The 18,548-nt window shown below is 71.3% G+C and carries 12 protein-coding genes and 5 pseudogenes; 5 read left to right on the top strand and 12 right to left on the bottom strand.

Annotated features, from left to right (window positions below):
• Positions 1–25: 25 nt before the first annotated feature.
• Positions 26–817, bottom strand: a complete 792-nt coding sequence (locus tag CP969_RS01115) for a PEMT/PEM2 family methyltransferase (RefSeq protein WP_016828324.1) — start codon at positions 815–817, stop codon at positions 26–28.
• Positions 810–1,871, bottom strand: a complete 1,062-nt coding sequence (locus CP969_RS01120) for an NAD-dependent epimerase/dehydratase family protein (protein ID WP_223887016.1) — start codon at positions 1,869–1,871, stop codon at positions 810–812. Before CP969_RS01120 ends, CP969_RS01115 begins: the two co-directional genes overlap by 8 nt.
• Positions 1,872–2,387: 516 nt before the next feature.
• Between CP969_RS01120 and CP969_RS01125 the strand changes: the two genes are divergently transcribed.
• Positions 2,388–2,939, top strand: a complete 552-nt coding sequence (locus CP969_RS01125) for an ISAs1 family transposase (protein ID WP_078495493.1) — start codon at positions 2,388–2,390, stop codon at positions 2,937–2,939.
• On the opposite strand, the pseudogene CP969_RS01130 reads toward CP969_RS01125, so the two are convergent.
• The 3 genes and pseudogenes from CP969_RS01130 to CP969_RS01140 all read right to left on the bottom strand — a co-directional run.
• Positions 2,923–3,849: pseudogene (locus CP969_RS01130) on the bottom strand (IS3 family transposase); the annotation flags it as partial. The gene CP969_RS01125 and the pseudogene CP969_RS01130 overlap by 17 nt on opposite strands.
• Positions 3,850–3,893: 44 nt before the next feature.
• Positions 3,894–4,955, bottom strand: coding sequence for an IS110 family RNA-guided transposase (locus tag CP969_RS01135; RefSeq protein ID WP_016828320.1), 1,062 nt, complete (start codon positions 4,953–4,955; stop codon positions 3,894–3,896).
• A 242-nt stretch (positions 4,956–5,197) separates the two neighbouring features.
• A pseudogene (locus CP969_RS01140) lies at positions 5,198–5,485 on the bottom strand (transposase); the annotation flags it as partial.
• 50 nt (positions 5,486–5,535) lie between these two features.
• Here CP969_RS01140 and CP969_RS01145 point away from each other — a divergent pair.
• Positions 5,536–5,889, top strand: a pseudogene (locus tag CP969_RS01145) (TraM recognition domain-containing protein); the annotation flags it as partial.
• A gap of 203 nt (positions 5,890–6,092) precedes the next feature.
• Here CP969_RS01145 and CP969_RS01150 read toward each other — a convergent pair.
• Positions 6,093–6,302: a hypothetical protein gene (locus CP969_RS01150; RefSeq protein ID WP_078495492.1), complete on the bottom strand. Its 210-nt coding sequence runs from the start codon at positions 6,300–6,302 to the stop codon at positions 6,093–6,095.
• Positions 6,303–6,969: 667 nt separating this feature from the next.
• On the opposite strand from CP969_RS01150, the gene CP969_RS01160 reads away from it, so the two are divergent.
• The 3 genes and pseudogenes from CP969_RS01160 to CP969_RS33055 all read left to right on the top strand — a co-directional run.
• Positions 6,970–8,241: a DNA cytosine methyltransferase gene (locus tag CP969_RS01160; protein ID WP_026085561.1), complete on the top strand. Its 1,272-nt coding sequence runs from the start codon at positions 6,970–6,972 to the stop codon at positions 8,239–8,241.
• Positions 8,241–9,359: a DnaB-like helicase N-terminal domain-containing protein gene (locus CP969_RS01165; protein WP_016828315.1), complete on the top strand. Its 1,119-nt coding sequence runs from the start codon at positions 8,241–8,243 to the stop codon at positions 9,357–9,359. Before CP969_RS01160 ends, CP969_RS01165 begins: the two co-directional genes overlap by 1 nt.
• A gap of 53 nt (positions 9,360–9,412) precedes the next feature.
• A pseudogene (locus CP969_RS33055) lies at positions 9,413–9,775 on the top strand (DUF317 domain-containing protein); the annotation flags it as partial.
• 762 nt (positions 9,776–10,537) lie between these two features.
• On the opposite strand, the gene npdG reads toward CP969_RS33055, so the two are convergent.
• The 6 genes and pseudogenes from npdG to CP969_RS01200 all read right to left on the bottom strand — a co-directional run bounded on the left by npdG (position 10,538) and on the right by CP969_RS01200 (position 18,527).
• Positions 10,538–11,254, bottom strand: a complete 717-nt coding sequence (gene npdG, locus CP969_RS01175) for an NADPH-dependent F420 reductase (RefSeq protein WP_026085607.1) — start codon at positions 11,252–11,254, stop codon at positions 10,538–10,540.
• Between the two features lie 288 nt (positions 11,255–11,542).
• Positions 11,543–12,444, bottom strand: a pseudogene (locus CP969_RS34510) (SDR family NAD(P)-dependent oxidoreductase); the annotation flags it as partial.
• On the bottom strand, positions 12,360–13,364 hold the full coding sequence (locus CP969_RS01185) for a DUF2889 domain-containing protein (RefSeq protein ID WP_016828309.1): 1,005 nt from the start codon (positions 13,362–13,364) through the stop codon (positions 12,360–12,362). The pseudogene CP969_RS34510 and the gene CP969_RS01185, both read right to left, overlap by 85 nt.
• A gap of 219 nt (positions 13,365–13,583) precedes the next feature.
• Positions 13,584–15,185, bottom strand: coding sequence for an AMP-binding protein (locus CP969_RS01190; protein WP_016828308.1), 1,602 nt, complete (start codon positions 15,183–15,185; stop codon positions 13,584–13,586).
• 97 nt (positions 15,186–15,282) lie between these two features.
• A complete protein-coding gene (locus CP969_RS01195) occupies positions 15,283–17,601 on the bottom strand; it encodes a molybdopterin-containing oxidoreductase family protein (protein WP_016828307.1) in 2,319 nt (772 codons plus the stop codon).
• A 185-nt stretch (positions 17,602–17,786) separates the two neighbouring features.
• The gene (locus CP969_RS01200; protein WP_026085559.1) at positions 17,787–18,527 is read right to left on the bottom strand and encodes an SDR family NAD(P)-dependent oxidoreductase; all 741 of its coding nucleotides are present in this window, start codon (positions 18,525–18,527) and stop codon (positions 17,787–17,789) included.
• Positions 18,528–18,548 lie beyond the last annotated feature (21 nt).

Raw genomic sequence — 18,548 nt, forward strand, 5'->3', positions numbered from 1 at the left:
CCAACGGGGCGGCCCCCACAGCATTTCAGGCGGGAGTGCCGCCGAGGTAGGTACGGACGATGAACGGCTTCTCCCGCACGAGGTAGAACACGTAGATCAGCACCTGGAACACGGCCACGCACACCAGCCCGGCCACCGACCGGTAGCACAGCGCCACGCCGTAGCCGTGCAGATTGCCGACCCCGTACATCGGGTTGCGCAGCCAGCGGTACGGGCCGCGGACCACGAAGCCGTCCGTCGCGTCCGCCCGGCCCAGGAACATGTCCCGGCAATAGTAGGTGTTCAGGCCGGTCAGCCAGGTCGCCCACAGCTTCGTGCCGAAGCCCACGATGGCCAACACCACGCCCAGCACCACCCACAGACCATCGACGCCCACCTCGGGCAACTGGCCGGGGAAGGCTGCCATCAGCAACCCCTGGCACAAGCCTTGCTGCAGAAACAGCAGCCCCAGCACGAAGTCGAATCTTTGCACCGCCCGTGCCTCACCCACGGCATGGGTGAAGCGGCGAGCAACCGCCGTGTCCAGCACAGCGATCAGCCCGCCGTAGTACAGAACCGCGATCACCACCGCGTACCCGACCGCTGCCCATCGCACCGCACCACTGCCCGCAGCCGCGCGGAACTGCTGCTCGGCGGCGAAACCGGCAGCCACCACACACGCCCACACCGCAGTACGGAGCACACGGCGTTCCGGGTGGTCCACGCGCAACCCGGACATACCGATGACCGCGACCGCCAGCTGCCCCAGCCCCCTCCATGCCGCGTGGAGCGACGGCGAGCCGACAGGTGCTGGCGCCAGCTCGGTGGTCTCAGCCATGAAGCATCACCTTGAAAGCCTCTCGTAGCCCGTCCTCGAGCCCCACCCGGGCCCGGAACCCGAAATCCCTGTACGCGCGGTCCGCGCTGGCAGTCCACGAGCCGGCCACCGCCTCGCGCGCCTTGTCCCGGTTGAACACCGGCACCCCGCCCCGCAACCGCCCGGCCGCCTCACTCACCATCCCCGCCGCCCGGACCACAACCGACGGCACGGGCAGCACCAACGGCCTGCCACAGCCCAATAGCGCACCAGCCGTCCGCACCAAGTCAGCCAGGGTGTACTCAACCCCGTCGGACAACTGATAGACACCGCTGTGGGACTCGCCCGGACCAGCGGTACGCCCATGCAATCCCGCGGCGATCAGCCCGGCGCACAGATCGTCCACGTGCAGCACCGAGTAGACGCGGGCCGCCGGGCAGGGCCGCACCGCCACCCGTGTACGGGCCATCGCGGCGAGACTCGGTACGAACGCCACATCCAACGGCCCGTACACGATCGGAGGGCGCACGATCACGGTCGGCACCTGTCCGGCGAACCGCCGTGCTGCCTGCTCCCCGGCCAGCTTGCTGGCTCCGTACCACGACACCGGGCCGGCCCGGTCCTCCTCACGCCGCGCCCGCCCCGGGGCAGGCGCGGGACCAGCAGCCGCCAGCGACGAACACACCACCAGCCGCGGCGGCACATCCGAGGAAGCCAGCACGCCCGCCAGCACGCCCGTCGAAACGGTGTTGGCCAGTCGGAACTCGGCACGTGACGCAGCCCGCACCGCGGCCGCCAGATGAACCACCACATCCGCGCCCGAGACAGCCTCCGCGACTCCCGAACCGGTGAGCAGATCCACTACGGCGACGTCGACCGGACAGCCGTCCAGCACCCGGCGATCGGACTGCGGCCGCACCAGCGCCGTCACCCGGCCACCGCCCTCAACAATCCGGCGGCACAATCGACGGCCCACGAACCCCGTGGCCCCCGTGACCACCACGCGTATCCCGCTCACGTCCGGGCACATAAACGGCTGCTCTGCCTCACGAGGTGGGTTGATCGAAGTCGTCACGCCTGCACGCTAGAGGGCGCGTCCCCCATTCAGCGCAACGAAAGCCGCTCAGGGACCAATCACCACCCAGACGAATGACCATTACCCCCGGAGGCCCTCACCAGCGGGACCGCAGTAGGCGACTGGCGGGTGGGGCTGATCGCGGGCACCCTCAATGCAGGGCTTTGGCGTAGTCGCTTGACGTCCGGTGCGTGATGTTCTGTCAGTTCGACGGGGTCGGGAAACGTGCCAGACACGGCTTCCAAGATCATGGAGTTCTCGACGCCCCGTGATCCGAGTGGAAGACCGTGCCTGCCGTCGCATCTTCTCCGTTCCCGCCCGTCCTCGACCAACTCTGCGATCAGCCTGACATCACTGGGGACGAACTGCCCGGGCTGCTGACCCGGTTGGCCGAGGTTCCCGATCCCCGCAAGCCGCGCGGTCTGCGCCATGGCCTGGTGTACGTGCTGGCGTTGGCCGCCTGCGCAGTGCTGACCGGCGCGAACTCGCTGCTGGCGATCAGCGAGTGGGCCGCCGATGCCCCGGGGGGCGGTCCTGGACCGTCTCGGTGCGCGACGCTGCCCGCTGAGCGGCACCCGGCCGGTGCCGTGCGAGACGACTATCCGCCGCACCCTGGCCCGCCTCGATGCCGATGCACTCGACCGGGCGGTGGGCGCGTGGCTCGCCGACCGCCGTATCCATCCAGGCTCGAAGGCCAGGCGGGCGGTGGCAGTTGACGGCAAGAGCCTGCGCGGTGCCGCGAAAGCCGGCGGCCGCAAAATCCACCTGCTGGCGGCGCTCGACCACACCAGCCGCCTGATCCTCGCCCAGCTGGACGTCGGGGACAAGACGAACGAGATCACCTGCTTCCAACCCTTGCTGGACGCCCTCTCCGATCTGGCTGGCACTGTTGTGACCAGCGACGCCATGCACACTCAGCGCGAGCACGCCGAGTACCTCGTCGGCCGCGACGTCCACTACATCGTGATCGTCAAAGGGAATCAGAAGAAGCTGCGCAATCAGCTCAAGTCCCTACCCTGGCAGATGAACCGTTCCGGGTTCGGTAGAGATCTCAGACGTTGGGTGTGACCTGGGATTTCGTGGTTGCGAGGTAGTGGTTGTTCTCGTATTCGACCGGTGGGACGTGGCCTATCTCACCGTGGAGTCGCCGGTGGTTGTACCAGTCGACGTACTCGGCGGTGGCAAGCTCGACGTCGGACAGCGTCTTCCATGGTCGCCGGGGCTTGATCAGCTCGGTCTTGAACAGGCCGATCGTGCTCTCCATCAGGGCGTTGTCGTAGGCGTCGCCGACCGATCCGATGGAGGCGGCGATGCCGGCGGCGTCCAGGTGGTCGGCGAGCCGGAAACTCGTGTATTGCGACCCGGCATCCGAGTGGTGTATCAACTCGCCCGGCCGAACGGGGTGTTGTTCGCGGTCGCGTTGCCACAGTGCCATCTCCAGGGCGTCCAGCACGAAGACCGTTTCCTTCACGGTGGCTGCGGACCAGCCGACGATCCGGCGGGAGAAGGTGTCCACGACGAAGGCGACGTAGACGACACCGGCCCAGGTTTTCACGTGGGTGAAGTCCGCGACCCAGCAGCGGTTCGGGGCGCCGGCGACGAAGTCGCGGTCCAGAAGGTCCGGGGCCCGCTCGACCTGCCCGCCGGGCAGCGTGGTGATCACGCGTTTGCCACGGACCGCTCCGGCGATGCCGAGCTCGCGCATCAGGCGTTCGACGGTGCAGCGGGCCACACGGTGGCCCTGCCGGTTCAGCTCACGCCAGATCTTCCTCGCCCCGTAGACACGGTAGTTGGCCTCGAAGACCTTGCTGATCCGCTCCTTCAGTTCGGCGTCCCGCACGGTCCTGGCGGACGGCGTGGTCCGGCGTTTGCGGTGGGCGTAGTAGGTGGAGGGGGCGATCTTGCAGTCGTGTGCGCTCAGCACGCGGCAGATCGGCTCGACACCGGCGAAGCGGTCCCGGTGCTCGTCGATGAAGGCTACGAGCGCGTGTGTGGCCGGTCGAGCTCGGCGATGCTCCTATGTCAAGCCGCAACGGACAGCCGCAGGTCGGCCGGGGACGCGGCAGGCTGAGTGTCGGACTCATCGGCGATCAGGGCCCGGAAGACGCGGTCGGAGACACGGCGCCGCAACAGGCGCACGGCCTCCTTGGGCGTCTTGCCCCGGGCCAGCTGCTTGGCGAAGTATTCAGCGCCTTCCCCACCCCGCCGGACCTGGGTGACCGCGATCATGTGCAGTGCATGGTTGATGGACCGGTTCCCTCCCCGGTTGAGGCGGACGCGGACCTTGTTCGAGGACCAGACGGGGATCGGGGCCGTGCCAGTGAAGTGCGCGAACGCGTCCTTCGACTTGAACCTCGAGGCACCAGCCGCCTCGCCGATGATGACGGCGGCGCTGATCACGCCGCATCCAGGGATGTCCAGCAGCGAGGGGGCCAACGCTTCCACCAGCCTGCGCAGCCGCACTTCCAGTCCATTGATCTGCACGGTCAGCCTGCGGCACTCACCGACAAGGTCGCGAGCGATCTCCGCGACCACGCCCTGGTGGCCGTCGAGCTCGGCATCCAGCAGATCGAACACGCACAGACGGCGTAACCCCCGCGACGGCACGGGAAGCTCTGGGTCGATCTCGTGCAGGAACCAGCGCAGCTTGTTCGCCGCGGCGGTACGGCTCCGCACCAGCCGACGACGGTGGTCGACGAGCAGCTTCACATCCCGAGCGGGTCCAGCGAGGCTGGCGCGGGGCAGGTCAGGTTCACGCAGCGCCACCCGCGCGACCGCCTCGGCGTCGATCGGGTCCGACTTCCCCCGTTCCCGGGCCGAGCGACGGGCCCCAGCCATGAGCCGTGTGTGCACCCGCACCACGGCGTGGCCGGCCAGGAGCAGATCGGCCTCGAACCTGCGGGTCAGATGGCGGCAGTCCTCGATGGCGAGCACCACCTGCCCGAACCGGGCGACCCACTTGAGCGCCTGAGCATGACCTGCCGGTGTGGCAGCGACCGTGATGTCGTCCGCCCTGCGTCCCAACTGGTCGACCGCGACCAGCGTGTGCGTCTTCTTGTGACCGTCGATGCCGACAACGTGCAAGGGAACCTCCCCAGGCCCGTGGAGAACTGACCGGTGTCTCCACCACGGGGGCACGCCTCAATCGGGCTCGCGCGGCACGCTCCTATCAGGCCACTCCGGGGCGGAGACCTGGGCCAGCGGGGCGGCACATCGCCGACAAGCCACCGTTGCCGGGGCAGCAAAGAAACGAGCCAGCCCCGCCGGTTCCTGTCACTGTGTCACCACCCGTAGGCCCGTGTCCCAGAGACTGTCATTGACGCGAAGAAACTCGCCGCGGCCTTCAGGATTTCGTTGGCCCGCTTCAGCTCTGCGTTCTCCTTCTTCAGCCGCTTCAGCTCGGCCGACTCCTCGGTGGTCACGCCGGGCCGCACGCCGGCGTCGACCTGGTCCTGCCGCACCCACTTCCGCAGCGTCTCGGTCGTACCGATGCCCAGTTTCTGGGCGACCGCTTTCATCGCGGCCCACTCGGTGTCGTACTCCGGCCGCACCTCGGCGACCATCCGCACCGCACGACGGCGCAGCTCAAGCGGGTACGGGGAAGGGCGTGCCATGACTCGATCCTCTCAAATGATCGAGTCCCTATCGAACCCGGAACGGTTCAGTCATCGGCTCCGGCATCGACGACCCGGACTTCGCCGACAAGCTGTCCCGGCTGATCGGCGACCACGACGTCGAGACCACCTCCACCTCCCACTCCGAGTCCGGCAAGTCCACCTCGGTGTCGATGCGGCAGGAGCGGATCCTGCCCGCCGACGCCATCCGCGCCCTGCCCAAGGGCACCGCCCTGTGCTTCGCCACCGGCATGCGCGCCGCCATGCTCGACCTGCGCCCCTGGTACCTGGAGCCCGACGCCGACGAACTGTCGGCGGCCTCCGCCCGCGCCTCGAAGGCCATCACCACCCGCGCCGTCGCCAAGCACGCCCCCGCGCAGGACGACTTCGGCCCTGCGACCTGATCACAGCGCCTCGCCCCCACCACCGGATCCCCATGGCTCTCACGGACCACCACGTCGTCATCGGGTCCGCCGACGAGGGATACACCTTCCTCGTCCTCAACCGCTGGCTGCCCGGGCGCCGACCGCCTGCTGACCGACGTCGGATTCGCCGCCCGTGCCCACCACGACCGCACCGCCTGCCTGCTGCCACCCCATCGAATCCCTCATCGCGATCGATCGATGCCAGCAGACGGCGGGCCCTGTCCCTCCGGCCCTGGATCGTGATCAGAGTGGGAGCGGCGAGCTTCGTCTACGACGCGGCGCCACGAACGGATCACATCCGGAATCTGGTCGAGCAGGCCCTTCAAAGCGAACAGAAAAGCGGACACAACGCCAGCCGCGCCCAGAATCGCTAGGACGATCTGCAGTTCCACGCTCGGGTACCTCCCGTGGATGGAGGGCGGCCGAGCTGAGGGCAAACCGCATGCAGGATGGCAGGTGTCTCAGGTCGACCACCCTGAAGACGGATGATCAACTGAGGCCCTGCCGACGTACAAGCCGCGTGTGAAGTTATCGCGATTGACGCAGCGCCAGCTTCCGTGGCAACCACGCCCGAAAGGGACGTCGGACCCATTCCCGTCGCAGCCAGCCAAGCTGGCCGTGCCCTACGGACTCTAGCCGCAACTTGCCCCGCCGTCTGCTCCCGCGCCACTTCCGACGTCAGACAGCGCAAGCCCACGGCGACAACACCCCAGATCAGGCGATCACAGCCACGCGCTCATCCCCTACAGACAACGCACCCGTCAGCACGACCAGAAAGGTCTCAATTCTGTCTCGGCTCTCAATAACTTGTCCCTTCCACGGCAGCGCACAATGGCGCCACATCCGCGACACGAGCCCCGAAGAATGGCAGGACGTCGTCGCATTCGACGCCGCCATCCGAAAGGGGAACGCCCGCGCCAACGCCGCCGAACGTGCCGCCCTCCAAGGCGAGCTGACCGACACGTACAAGCTGGAGCACGGCGTGACTGATGGATGCTCGCCCTGGGCATGCCGCGGGGGCGCGGACGCGCTGACGCAGGACGACCTCGGGCTGGCCTCTTGATCCTCGACCTCTTCGCGGGACCGGGCGGATGGAGCCGGGCACTGACCGTGCTCGGTGTGCGGGACGTCGGCCTGGAATGGGACAAGTGGGCCTGCAAAACCCGAGTGGCCGCAGGGCAATTGACGATCCGGACCGACGTGGCGATGTATCCGACGTGGCCATGGGTCGGCCGGACACGCGGGCTGATCGCATCCCCGCCGTGCCAGGCGTGGAGCATGGCCGGCAAGCGCCTGGGCCTTGTGGACCAGCCGCTCGTACACGAGGCGGTCGAAAATCTCGCCGCTGGACGCGACACCCGCGAACGGCTGCTGGCCGCCTGCCGGGACGAGCGTTCCCTGCTGGCCGCCGAGCCCATGCGCTACCTGCACGCCCTGAACACGGTCGGCGAGCCGAAGTGGGTCGCCATGGAGGAAGTGCCGGACGTCCTGCCTCTGTGGAAGCAGTACGCGGCCGTGCTACGTCGCTGGGGCTTCTCCGTGTGGTGCGGGAACCTGAATGCGGCCGACTACGGGGTGCCTCAGACGAGAAGGCGAGCGATCCTTCTCGCCTCCCGCGTCCGCACGGCCCAGCCGCCTACACCGACGCATGCCCAAGCCGCTGAGCCCGAGAGCCTGTTCGGTCCGGGTCGCGCCCGCTGGGTCAGCATGGCCGAGGCCCTGGGCTGGGGTGCCACCGACCGCACCGTCCCCACCGTCTGTGCCGGAGGCGGACCCGGTGGCGGACCCGAGCCGTTTCCGTCCGGCTCCCGGAAGTCCCTCGTCAGCGCCCGTGACCGCGGCGCCTGGACACCGCGGCCGGACGGGGGCGTCCTACAGTCCCGCCGGGAAGGAACAGGCTGGGCCGCCCGACACGACACCCGGGAAAGCAGGGACGCTGACCGGCCGGCGCCCACCTTCGCCTCCGAGGCGCACCGCTGGGCTTGGTCCCTGCGGAGCAACAACCAGGCCAACGCCACCGTCAGGTCCATCGAGGAGCCGGCGGGGACCCTGTTCTTCGGGCACCGCGCGAACGAATGCACCTGGATCGCCGAACCTCCCACCGCCCAGCGAGAGGACACGGTGTCCCGGGCCGTCCCCGAGCCGATCCGGATCACTGCCCGCGAGGCCGGGCTCCTCCAGACCTTTCCCGCCGACTACCCCTGGGCCGGTAACAAGGGCCAAACCTTCAGCCAGATCGGCAACGCCGTCCCCCCGCTGCTCGCCGGCCACCTACTCGCCCCGCACCTCGGCGTCGCCCTCGACCCCGACGACTTCACTCTGGCTGCCTGATGACCCGCACCTCCGATCTCGACGAAGACCAACTCGATTCCATCCCGCCACCGCAACCGGTGTTCCACGTCGAGCAGGCCCTCCTCGGTGCTCTTCTTCTCGATCCGCAGCGTCTCAGCAGTGTGACCGGGATCGCCGCAGGCTCGTTCTCCACCGCCGCGCACGCCGCCCTGTTCGCCGCGATCAGCGCCCTGCCAGCCCCCGACCCGGTCGAGCACGCGAGGAACACAAAGTGGCTCGACCAGGTGCTCGCCGCCGCCCGCGACGAGGCGCGTGGACTGACCGCCTCCTACCTGCACACCCTGATCCAGGTCTGCCCGTGGCCCCGGCACGCGCCGGCATACGCACGGATGGTCGAGGCCGAGCACGCCCGCCGCTGCCTACGGGCTACCGCCGAGCGCCTGGTCCAGACCGTGCGCGACACATCCCTCCCGCACCCCGTCCACACGGTGCTCGCCGAGGCCGACGCTCTCGCCGCCGTCGTGGACGACATCGCCGCCCGCTTTCCTCCACGCGCCGGCGCCCTACCCCGCACCACACCACCACCGCCGACGCCGGTACCCGACCATGACCAGGCGGTCGAGGAGGAGCAACTGTTGCTCGCAACCGCGACTGCCCACCCTGCAGGCATCGAGTCGATGCGCTGGCTGACCCCGGGGGACTTCACCCATCCCCTGCACGCCGGATTGTGGCAGTGCCTCTCCGCCCTCGCGCGCCGCCGCGATCCCGTCGATCCCGTCACCGTCCTGTGGGAAGCCCAACAGCGTGGCCTGCTGGACGACGGGAGCGAACCGGGCGAGGTGCTCCGCATCCTCGCCGAACCAGCCGGTTCCGCTGAGCACTGGGGCGAGCGCGCCCTCCAGCGCGCCCTCCTGGCCACCGCCGCCCACACCGGACGGCGCATCGATGCGTACGCCGCCGACCCGGCGACAACACCGTTCCAACTCGTCGTCGGCGCCCGCCGAGCCCTCGCCGACCTCGGCGCGACACGGACTCGCTGGCAGCACGCCACCGGACTGGTGCAGCCGCAGCGACCGCGACCGGCGCCCACCACTCGCGCCGGCCCGCCGACCACCACGGCCGTCCGCGCAACCCGCGCGGCCCGAGCAACCCGATAGCGCCCCGAGTACGCCGGTGGCCGGACCCGAAGGTCCGGCCACCGGCAGGAGAGATGACACCCACCGTGCCACCCACCACCTCCATCGACGCCCACGTCCGCCTCGACACCCACCCCACTCATCCCAGCGCCGTGACCGCGGTCCTGACCGGCTCCCAGGCCCACGTCCCCCACGTGGGCCTGGAGGCCGCCGACTGGACCGTCGTGGCCAAGAACGTCCTGGTGCTGGTCCGCATCGACCATGAGGAGCCGTACTGGGCCGAGAAGGCAGCCCAGCACCTGGCGGCTGACGGGATCACCGTCGAGATCACCCCCCGGCTGCGGGAAGCCATGGACGAGGAATGGACCTGGGCCAGCTACCCGATGCCCTGGTGCACCCGCACCGAGATACGCGAGGTCTCCAACGAGGCGCAGAAGGCGGCGCCGCGGGGGCAGGCGAAGGCGGGCCGGATCGCGAAGTACGGGGCGATGCGGTTCGAGGAGTTCGCCGCCCAGGGAAGGCCGGGCAGCGGGATCTGGGGCCGGCCTCGGTGGTGCACCTGGAGTCGCTGCCGGCCATCCGCCTGCTGCCGCTGCTGGGCAGCCGGCAGGCGAGTACCTTCGACCGTAAGGTCGTCGAAGCCTTCATCCCGGGCATAGAGCGCAACGGCGTCGGCCTGGCCGCGCAGGCGAACGCGTTCGACAAACCGAAGGCGATCCTGCTGGACGCGCACCGGCTGGGGCTGTTCGACGACGATCCCGGCTCCGGTGTGAAGCCGCCGCAGTACGACCGTCTTCGGTTGGCTGACCCGCTATAACACCCGCCGCAGGCACTCCGCCAACGGGCGCCTCAGCCCCGACGATTACGAACACCAGCACCACACGGCCAAGCTCACGCTGGCCGCATGACACACGAACGCGTGTCTACCATCACGGGGGAAGGCCGCCGAACGCAGTGACGTCGTCGCGGCAGCCGCACACTCCGCAGAGCAGACCCAACGCGAGGTCACCGCAAAGGCCGCGGTGGCGGCCGGCGGTGCGCGTGCCGGACGGCCTCGGCCCGTCCCGGGTCGGCGCGGTACGGAACCGGGCAGCATCGCGCCACCGATGCGGTGGCCGGGCGCTCCCGCGGCCTGGACAGCCGGATCGCGGGGCCAGGGCACGTCTGCCGGGCGGCCCGGTGCGGGGCCGCCCGGGATGTCATACGTCCGTGACGCGGAGCCCGGCGTGTGCCTTGTAGCGGCGGTTGACCGAGATCAGGTTGGCCACCAGCGCCTCCACCTGGTGGGCGCCGCGCAGCCGCCCGGCGAAGACGCCGCGCATGCCGGGGATGCGGCCGGCCAGCGCCTGGACGATCTCCACGTCGGCGCGGTCCTCGCCGAGCACCATCACGTCGGTGTCGATCTCGTCGATCTCCGGGTCCTGGAGCAGTACGGCCGACAGGTGGTGGAAGGCGGCGGTGACCCGGGAGTCCGGCAGCAGCGCCGCGGCCTGCTCGGCGGCGCTGCCCTCCTCGGGCCTGAGCGCGTAGGCGCCCTTCTTGTCGAAGCCGAGCGGGTTGACGCAGTCGACGACGAGCTTGCCGGCCAGTTCCCCGCGCAGGGACTCCAGCGTCCTGGCGTGGCCGTCCCAGGGCACGGCGACGATCACCACGTCGCTGCGGCGGGCGGCCTCGGCGTTGTCGGCGCCCTCGACGCCGTGCCCGATCTCCTCGGCCGCGGCCCGGGCGCGCTCGGCCGCGCGGGAACCGATGATCACCTTCTGGCCGGCCCGGGCGAACCGGAGGGCCAGGCCCTTGCCCTGCGGCCCGGTGCCGCCGAGCACGCCGACGACGAGGCCGGAGACGTCGGGCAGGTCCCAGGGGTCCTTGGCGGGGGCCTTCGCGGGGGCGGGCGGCGTTGTGTCTGGTGTGCTCACGTTGTTTTCCTCCTTGTGAGGGGCAGGGATGGACAGCACGGTCGTCCGGGCTGTTCCCAGGAATCCGGGTAAGGGACGGGCCGAGACGGTGTGCCGGGGCGCAGGCACCGGCCGGTGTCGCGGCGCGATCGGAGCAGCATGCGTGCCGCCCCGACCGCGCTCATGGCGCGGTCCGGGACGACGCCTTCCTCGCGTGTGCCTGGATCTCCGGGGCCAGGCCCTGCCCAGCGACAGGCCGCCGTCGACGACGATTTCCTGTCCGGTGAGGAAACTCGACGCGTCGGAGGCGAGGAAGGCCGCCACGGCGGCCAGGTCCTGCGGCTCGCCGCTGCGGGGAACCGGCTGGAAGTCGTGCAGGTTCTCCCGTACCCGTTCGACGCTGTCGTCCAGGGCCGATCCCGTGAGGCCGGCGCCGTGGCCGACGATGCGGGTGGCCACGGCGCCGGGCGTTATCGCGTTCACCCGGATTCCGTGGGGGCGAGTTCCACCGCGCTGCTGCGGGTCAGCTGGACAACGGCGGCCTTGGCCGCGCCGTAGGGGTGGGGGCCGTAACCGGCTCTCAGGCTGGCGACGCTGCCAGTGTTCACAATGCTGCCGTCGCCGTGGTCGCGCATGACCCGGGACGCGTGCTTGATGCCGAGGAAGGCGCTGCGGCACAGCAGCCGGAAGACTTCGTCCCACTCGTCGGCGGGGATGTCCTCGGCGAAGCGCCAGGACCCCACCCGGCCGGCGTTGTTGACCAGGCAGTCCAGGCGTCCCCGGGTGGCCGCCGTGTCCGTCACCGCCGCGGCGATGTCCTCCTCGCGGGTGACGTCGACGCCGCGGAACACCGCCGTGTCACCGAGTTCCTCGGCCAGCTCGCGGCCCCGTTCCTCATCGACATCGGCCACCACCACGAAGGCCCTCGCGTCGACGAAGCGGTGGCAGATGCCCGCCCCGAGTCCGCTGGCTCCTCCGGTGACCAGGGCGAGCTTTCCCTGCAGTGAGTGCACGTTGGGACCTCTCTCCTCGCCTTGCGTGGTCTGCCCGGGGTGTCGGGTACCTCCGGGGACGAGGCTCCTGGCGGGCCGTTCCTCCCGGGTGCTCGGCTGCCGTCCCGGCGTCTTCACTCCTGCGCGCTCCGGTGCAGCGCGGCCACCAGGGTGGGCACCTCGGCCAACGCGCGCAGGGCGTCGTTGAGGTGCGTGCACCCGTCGGTGCCGCGCAGCACCCTGGGCACTGTGGTGCGCAGATCCGCCAGGGGTGTCCCGAGCAGACGGTCCAGGTTGAGCACGGCCAGGGGGCACTCGTCGTAGGGCAGGATGCGCGGCTCGGCCCGCAGGGTGAGGAGGGCGCCGGTGCGTGCGTGGGCTGTGGCGTGCAGCCGGTATTCGTGCACAGCCCTCCTACCGCCCTCGGGCACCGTCGCGCTGTCCTGGAACATCGCGTCCACGCCGATGACCTCGCCCGGTGTGACGTCGATGCGCCGGGCCCGGCGCATCGACGGTTCGGTGGGTGCGGCCAGTTCGTGCCAGCCCGCCGGGTCGTCGGGGTGCGGCAGCGGTACGACCCGGCGTGTCCGGTCGCCGCCTTTCCGGACGTGGTCGGGGCTCAGGGCGCTGGATCCGGGCATGAATCCCGTGCAGACGCCTTCCTGCGGGCGCGCCGCGACCCGGTGTGTGCCGGGCCCGGCAAACGGCCACCGGGTCTCGGCGAAGTCTGCGATCAGTGATACCGCGGCGAGATCGTCCAGCATGAGGTACAGCGAGGTCCCGGTGTCCCGTTCCCGCGGCAGGGCCTGCGCCAGCCGGGTGCGGAATCCGCCGCCGCAGCGGGCGCCGGTGAGGAGGGCCAGTTCGCTCCTGGCCGGGGTCGATTCGATCTCCTCGATCACCCGGCTCGCCGGTGTGAATCGGACGCGCAGCCGGTCCTCGGCGACGACGAGCGGGGGCCGGCCGTCGGCCGGGGTGTAGAGGTCGCGGGCCCGCCCGTCGATGTGGAGCCCGGTGCCGAATCCTCCGGGCCACCGCGTGTCGAGCGTCGAAGTACGGCGCACGCTGCCCGGGGGGCGGACCGGTGACGGCCCGAGCGGGCCGGCGGGCTGCAGTGCCGGAAGGTCTTCAATGGTCATCGGGTGCCTCTTCGTCGATGGGGGTCTCACGCTCTTCACGCCGGCTTCTCCCAGGGGAGGCAGGTGTGAGCCGGTGCCGTCCTCCCCGTGGGGCGGCCCACCGCCCGCGCTCGCCCGGAGCCTCGCCGCCGTGCAGGGGGGCCCGCTCCGTGCCGGCTGCTTTCCCCGGCCGACGGGGAAAGCCGGGGAAGCGGTCCGGGCTGCGGCCGCCGGCCCGGGTCAGGCGTGGCCGTCCCCCCATTTGCTCTCCGCGATGCCGGTCAGCCGACGGTGGTCGAGCTTTCCGTTGTCCGCGCGTTCCAGCGAGCCAACGTAGGCCATGTGCTTGGGCACCTTGTAGCCCGCCAGGTGCGCGCGGGCGTGGGTGTGGAGTTCCTCCTCCGACGGCGGCCGCTCCCCCGCCCGGAGAAGGGCGACGACCTTCCTGCCGAGGCGTTCGTCGGACACGCCGAGGACCGCGGCGTCCGCGATGCCCGGGTGCTGCTTCAGGACCTCTTCGACCTCTTCGGCGAACACCTTCTCCCCTCCGGTGTTGATACAGCTGGAGCCACGGCCGAGGAGCTGGATCCGCCCGTCGGCGTCGAGTTGGGCCAGGTCGCCGGGGACGGACCAGCGGCGGCCCGCGGCCTCGACGAAGACCTGGGCGGACTTCTCCGGGTCGTTGAGGTACCCCACCGGGATCCAGCCTGTGACCGCGAGGCGACCGACCTTGCCGTCGCCGGGTTCGGCGAGGGTTCCGTCGTCGAGCAGCACGGCGGCCCGGTCGGAGGGCACGAACGAGCCGGTGTCGGCCACGTCCCCGCGCACGGACACCGTCGAGGCGACGGCGGAGGCCTCGGAGGAGCCGAGTCCGTCCAGCAGGCGCGCCGCCGGCATGTGGTTCAGGAGCCCTTCCTTGACCGGGCGGCTCCACATCACGCCGGAGGAGAACACGGCGCGCAGGCCGTCGAGGCGCCACCGTCCGGGGTTCTCGTCGAGGGCGGCGAGCATCGGCCGGGCGAAGGCGTCGCCGACGATCGCGAGGGACTGGACCCGTTCGCCGTCCATGACGTCGAGGAGCTGTTCGGCGTCGAAGCGCGCCCCCGGGGTCATGACGAGGGTGCCGGCCCCGCTGAGTGCCGAGATGGCGTAGAAGAGTCCGGCGCCGTGCATGAGCGGGCTCGCCACCAGGGAGCGGATCTCCCTGGTGAGTCCGGCCAGGTGCGCCTCGACGGCCTCGCGGTCGCCGTGGTCGGGCAGCGGCCGGGGGTTCTGCGCGTTGAGCAGGGAGAGGATGTCGCCCTGGCGCCACATCACGCCCTTGGGGTGTCCGGTGGTGCCTCCGGTGTAGATGAGGATCAGGGAGTCCTCGCGTCCGCCGCCGTGCGGCCGCGGGGGGTGCGCGTCCAGTTCGCGGGCGTAGGAGGGGGCCCAGTCGGTGCCCTCGCCGACCTCGAGCCAGAGCCGCACGCCGGGCAGGCGGTGGCGCACCCGGTCGACCCGCTCGCGGAACTCGGCGTCGAAGACGACTGCCTTGACGTCGGCGTCGGCCCAGATCTGCACCAGTTCGTCTTCGACGTAGCGGTAGTTGGTGTTCATCGGGACGAGGCCCGACTTGCCGGCGGCGAAGAAGGTCTCCAGGTACTCGGGACCGTTGCGCATGTACTCGGCCACGACGTCGCCCGCGGTGAGGCCCGCGGATTCCAGCACCGTGGCGAGCCGGGCCGCGCGGTCGTCGAAGTGCGCCCAAGCGCCTCGTCGTCGCCCGTGAACGAACGCCGTGCGCTCGGGGTGCACACGGGCCACGGCCTCGAAGACACTCGCGAAGTCCCAGCCTGCCATGTCAGCCCTTTCGCGCCATGCCGCCGCCCGGAGCGGCGGCCGTCATCCCATCCGAAAATATTCTACAGCCGTTAGATAATAACCTCAAGAATTTAGGTTAAGGGGAAGGTTCTTCACGGTCGGCGGGGCTCGGCGGGGCGAGGGTGACCGACACCGGGACGGCCGTCAGGGTCGGCATGTGGTTGACCGCCTGGGCGCCGTGGTGCAGGGAGGTGAGCCGGTTGACGTTGCTGCCCGTCGTCCGCGGGTCCCCGCCCGTCTCCAGGCCTCCCCAGCCGTGGGTCATCGACAGGACCCCCGGTCGCATGCTCGGGTCCTCGTGCGCCACGGCCTCGAGCGTTCCGTGCGGCGAGCGGATCGTCACCGCGGCGCCGTGCGTGATGCCCAGGTGCGCCATGTCCTGCGGGTGCAGGTGGGCCGGGTTGTACGACTGCGGGGGCAGGCCGACGACCGCCGACCCTAGAGAGTTGACCACCTCCCGCATCCGCCGCACGACCAGCCGCAGCGGGAACTCCTCGGCGTCCTCGCCGCCCGCCGCCCCACCCTCGCCCGCCCCGCCCTCGGCCCCCGCGGACCGGGCCCCCACGGGTACCGTCGCGGCGACGGGCGCCAGCGCGGCGGCGAGTTCCGCGGCCACGTCGGCGGGCAGCAGGGTCAGGCGGTGCCCGGCCCGCTCCTCGCGGGCCGGGCCCACCGTGGTGCCGGGGTGCCCGGCGAGCAGGCCGTGCGGGTGGGTGCGCACCTCGTCCAGCGGGACCCGGCCGCGGGAGGCGACCAGGTCGAGGAGTTCCTCCGAGGAGGGCGGTCGGGAGGTGTCCAGGTCCCGGCCCGCGAACCGCAGGGGCCCTCCCGTCTCGGCCGCGAGCCGGAAGAAGACCCGCCAGTCCTCGACCACGCCCCGGGGCGGGGCGACCACGGCGGGCGTGTACTGGGCGAACGGGCGGGGGAAGAAGGTCTCCATCAGCCCGGTGTGGTCGGCCCGTTCGTACAGCATCGTGGGGGCGATGACGTAGTCGGCGAGGCGCGCGGTCTGCGACATCCGGGTGTCGATCGACACCAGCAGGTCGAGGCTCTCCAGCGCGCGCCGCGCGGTGCCCTGGTCGGGCAGGGCGAGCAGGGGGTTGCCGCCCGAGACCACCAGCGCTCTGATCCGGTCGGGTCCGGGCCGCAGGATCTCGTCGGGCAGCAGGGCCGCCGGCAGTTCGCCGCGCAGCAGGCCGTGTCCGCCCACCCGGCTGCGAAATCCCCGTTCCCACTCGCGGTCCGCGGGGACCACCTCCGCGCGGGCCGGCCCCTCGCCCATCAGGACGCCGCGCCCCGGCACGGGTTCGCCCTCGCGCAGATAGCGTCCGCAGACGACGTTGAGGCAGGCGGCCAGGTGTTCGGCGATGTTGGAGTGCGGCCCCATGCAGACGCCGGTCCCGGTGCTCACCATGCCCCGCTCGGCCGCGGCGAACATCCGGGCCGCCCGCACCAGCTCCTCGACCGGCACGTCGCAGACGCGGGCGACCCTGTCGGGGGTGGCCTCGGCGACCGCCGCCCGCAGGTCGTCCAGTCCCTCCACGTGGCGGTCGCAGAAGTCCCGGTCGTGCAGACCCTCCCCCAGGATCACCTGCAGCAGCCCCGCGAACAGCAGCGCGTCGTGTCCGGGGCGGGGTCGCAGGTGCAGGTCGGCGCGTGCCGCGGTCTCGGTGCGGCGCGGGTCGACGACGATCAGCCGCATCCCGCGGTCCCGGGCGGCCTTGAGATTGGCCGACGGATTGGTGACCAGCGCGCCGTCCCCGTCGCCCCCGTTGACGGAGACCAGCGGGTTCGTGCCCGCCAGCAGCCACACGTCGGCCTCGTCGAGCGACTGGGGACCGCCCGCGTACACCCCCATGCGCGACTTCACCAGCCACTTCGCCGACTGGTCGAGGGTCATGGTGGAGAAGAGCTTGCGGGAGCCCAGGCCGCGGAACCAGGCGCGCGCCATGAAGGGGGTGAGGGTGGCGAAGTTGTGCTGGGTGCCGATGAACAGGCCCACCGCGTCCGGCCCGTGCTCCTCGACGATCCCGGTGAGCCGGGTGGCCACCTCCGCCATCGCGGTGTCGGCGTCGACCGGTTCGTGCTCGCCCGCGGCTGTCCGCCGCCGGGAGGAGGTCAACCGGTCGGGGCCGTGCAGGAGATCGGCGGCCCTGCGCCCCTTCGGGCAGGTGAAGCCGCGGGAGATCGGGTGCTGCCGGTCGCCCAGCACGCGCAGCACGCGGGTGCCGTCGGTCTCCACCTCGACCCCGCAACTGGCCGGGCACAACCGGCAGTACGACGTCCTCCGGGTCACGGTGTCGCCCTCGGCGGGGCGTGCCCGCCGGGCCGCGTCCGGGGACGGGGGACGCGGGTCGGGGCCGGTCGGGTCGTGCGCGGGCCGGGAAGTCGTCATCCGACGGTCCTTTCTGCCGCGGACGTCCGGCGCGGCCGCACCGCGGACCGCGCCGACGTCTCGCGAGGGATCCGAACCGCCCGGCCCACGAGCGGGCAGGGCACCGCCCGGGACGAGGGCCCCGGGCGGAGGTCGACCCCGGGCGGGCACCGGCGGTCCGTCGCGCCGACGCCCGCTGCCGGGGCTCACAACTGGACGGGGCCGCCCGCCCACACCCCGATCTCCTCGCCGGAGACGTGCGCGGCACCGTCGCCCGCGAGGAAGGACACCACCGAGGCCACCGCCTCGGCGGGGATCCGCGGCCAGCCGTCCTGGAGGCTCTCCCGCGCCCGGTCGCCGGCGGCGCGCACCATGTCGGTCTCCACGTAACCGGGCACCACGGTGTTCACGGTGATGCCGCGCCGGGCCACCTCCTTGGCGACGACCCCGGCCAGGGCGACCAGCCCCGCCTTGGACGCCGCGTAGGCACCCGTTGTCGGGGTGAGCGCGCGCCCGCCGCTCGGGCTGCCGAAGTACAGGACGCGTCCCCAGCCGGCCGCGTACATGGCGGGCAGCGCGGCGTGCGTGCAGTAGTAGGCGCCGCTGAGGTTGACGCCCAGCACGCGGTCCCACTGTCCGGGCGGCAGGGAGCGCGCCGAGCCGGCCGCGCTGACTCCCGCGTTGTTGACGAGCACGGCGACGGGTCCGAGGAGTTCGGCGGTCCGCGCGACGAGGTCGCCCGCCTGGTCCGCGTCGGACACGTCGGCCCGCAGCGCCACCGCCCGGCCGCCCGCGGCCTCGATCTCCTCGACCACGTCCGTCGCCTCGCGGGCGCGGTGGGCGTAGTTGACCGCGACCGCGAAGCCGTCGGCGGCGAGTCTGCGGGACACCGCGGCTCCGATGCCCCGCCCGCCGCCGGTCACCAACGCGACTTTCCTGGCCTCCATCGGCAACGGCCTCCGTGTTCG

It is taken from the genome of Streptomyces viridosporus T7A (assembly GCF_008704515.1).
GTDB lineage: Bacteria > Actinomycetota > Actinomycetes > Streptomycetales > Streptomycetaceae > Streptomyces > Streptomyces viridosporus.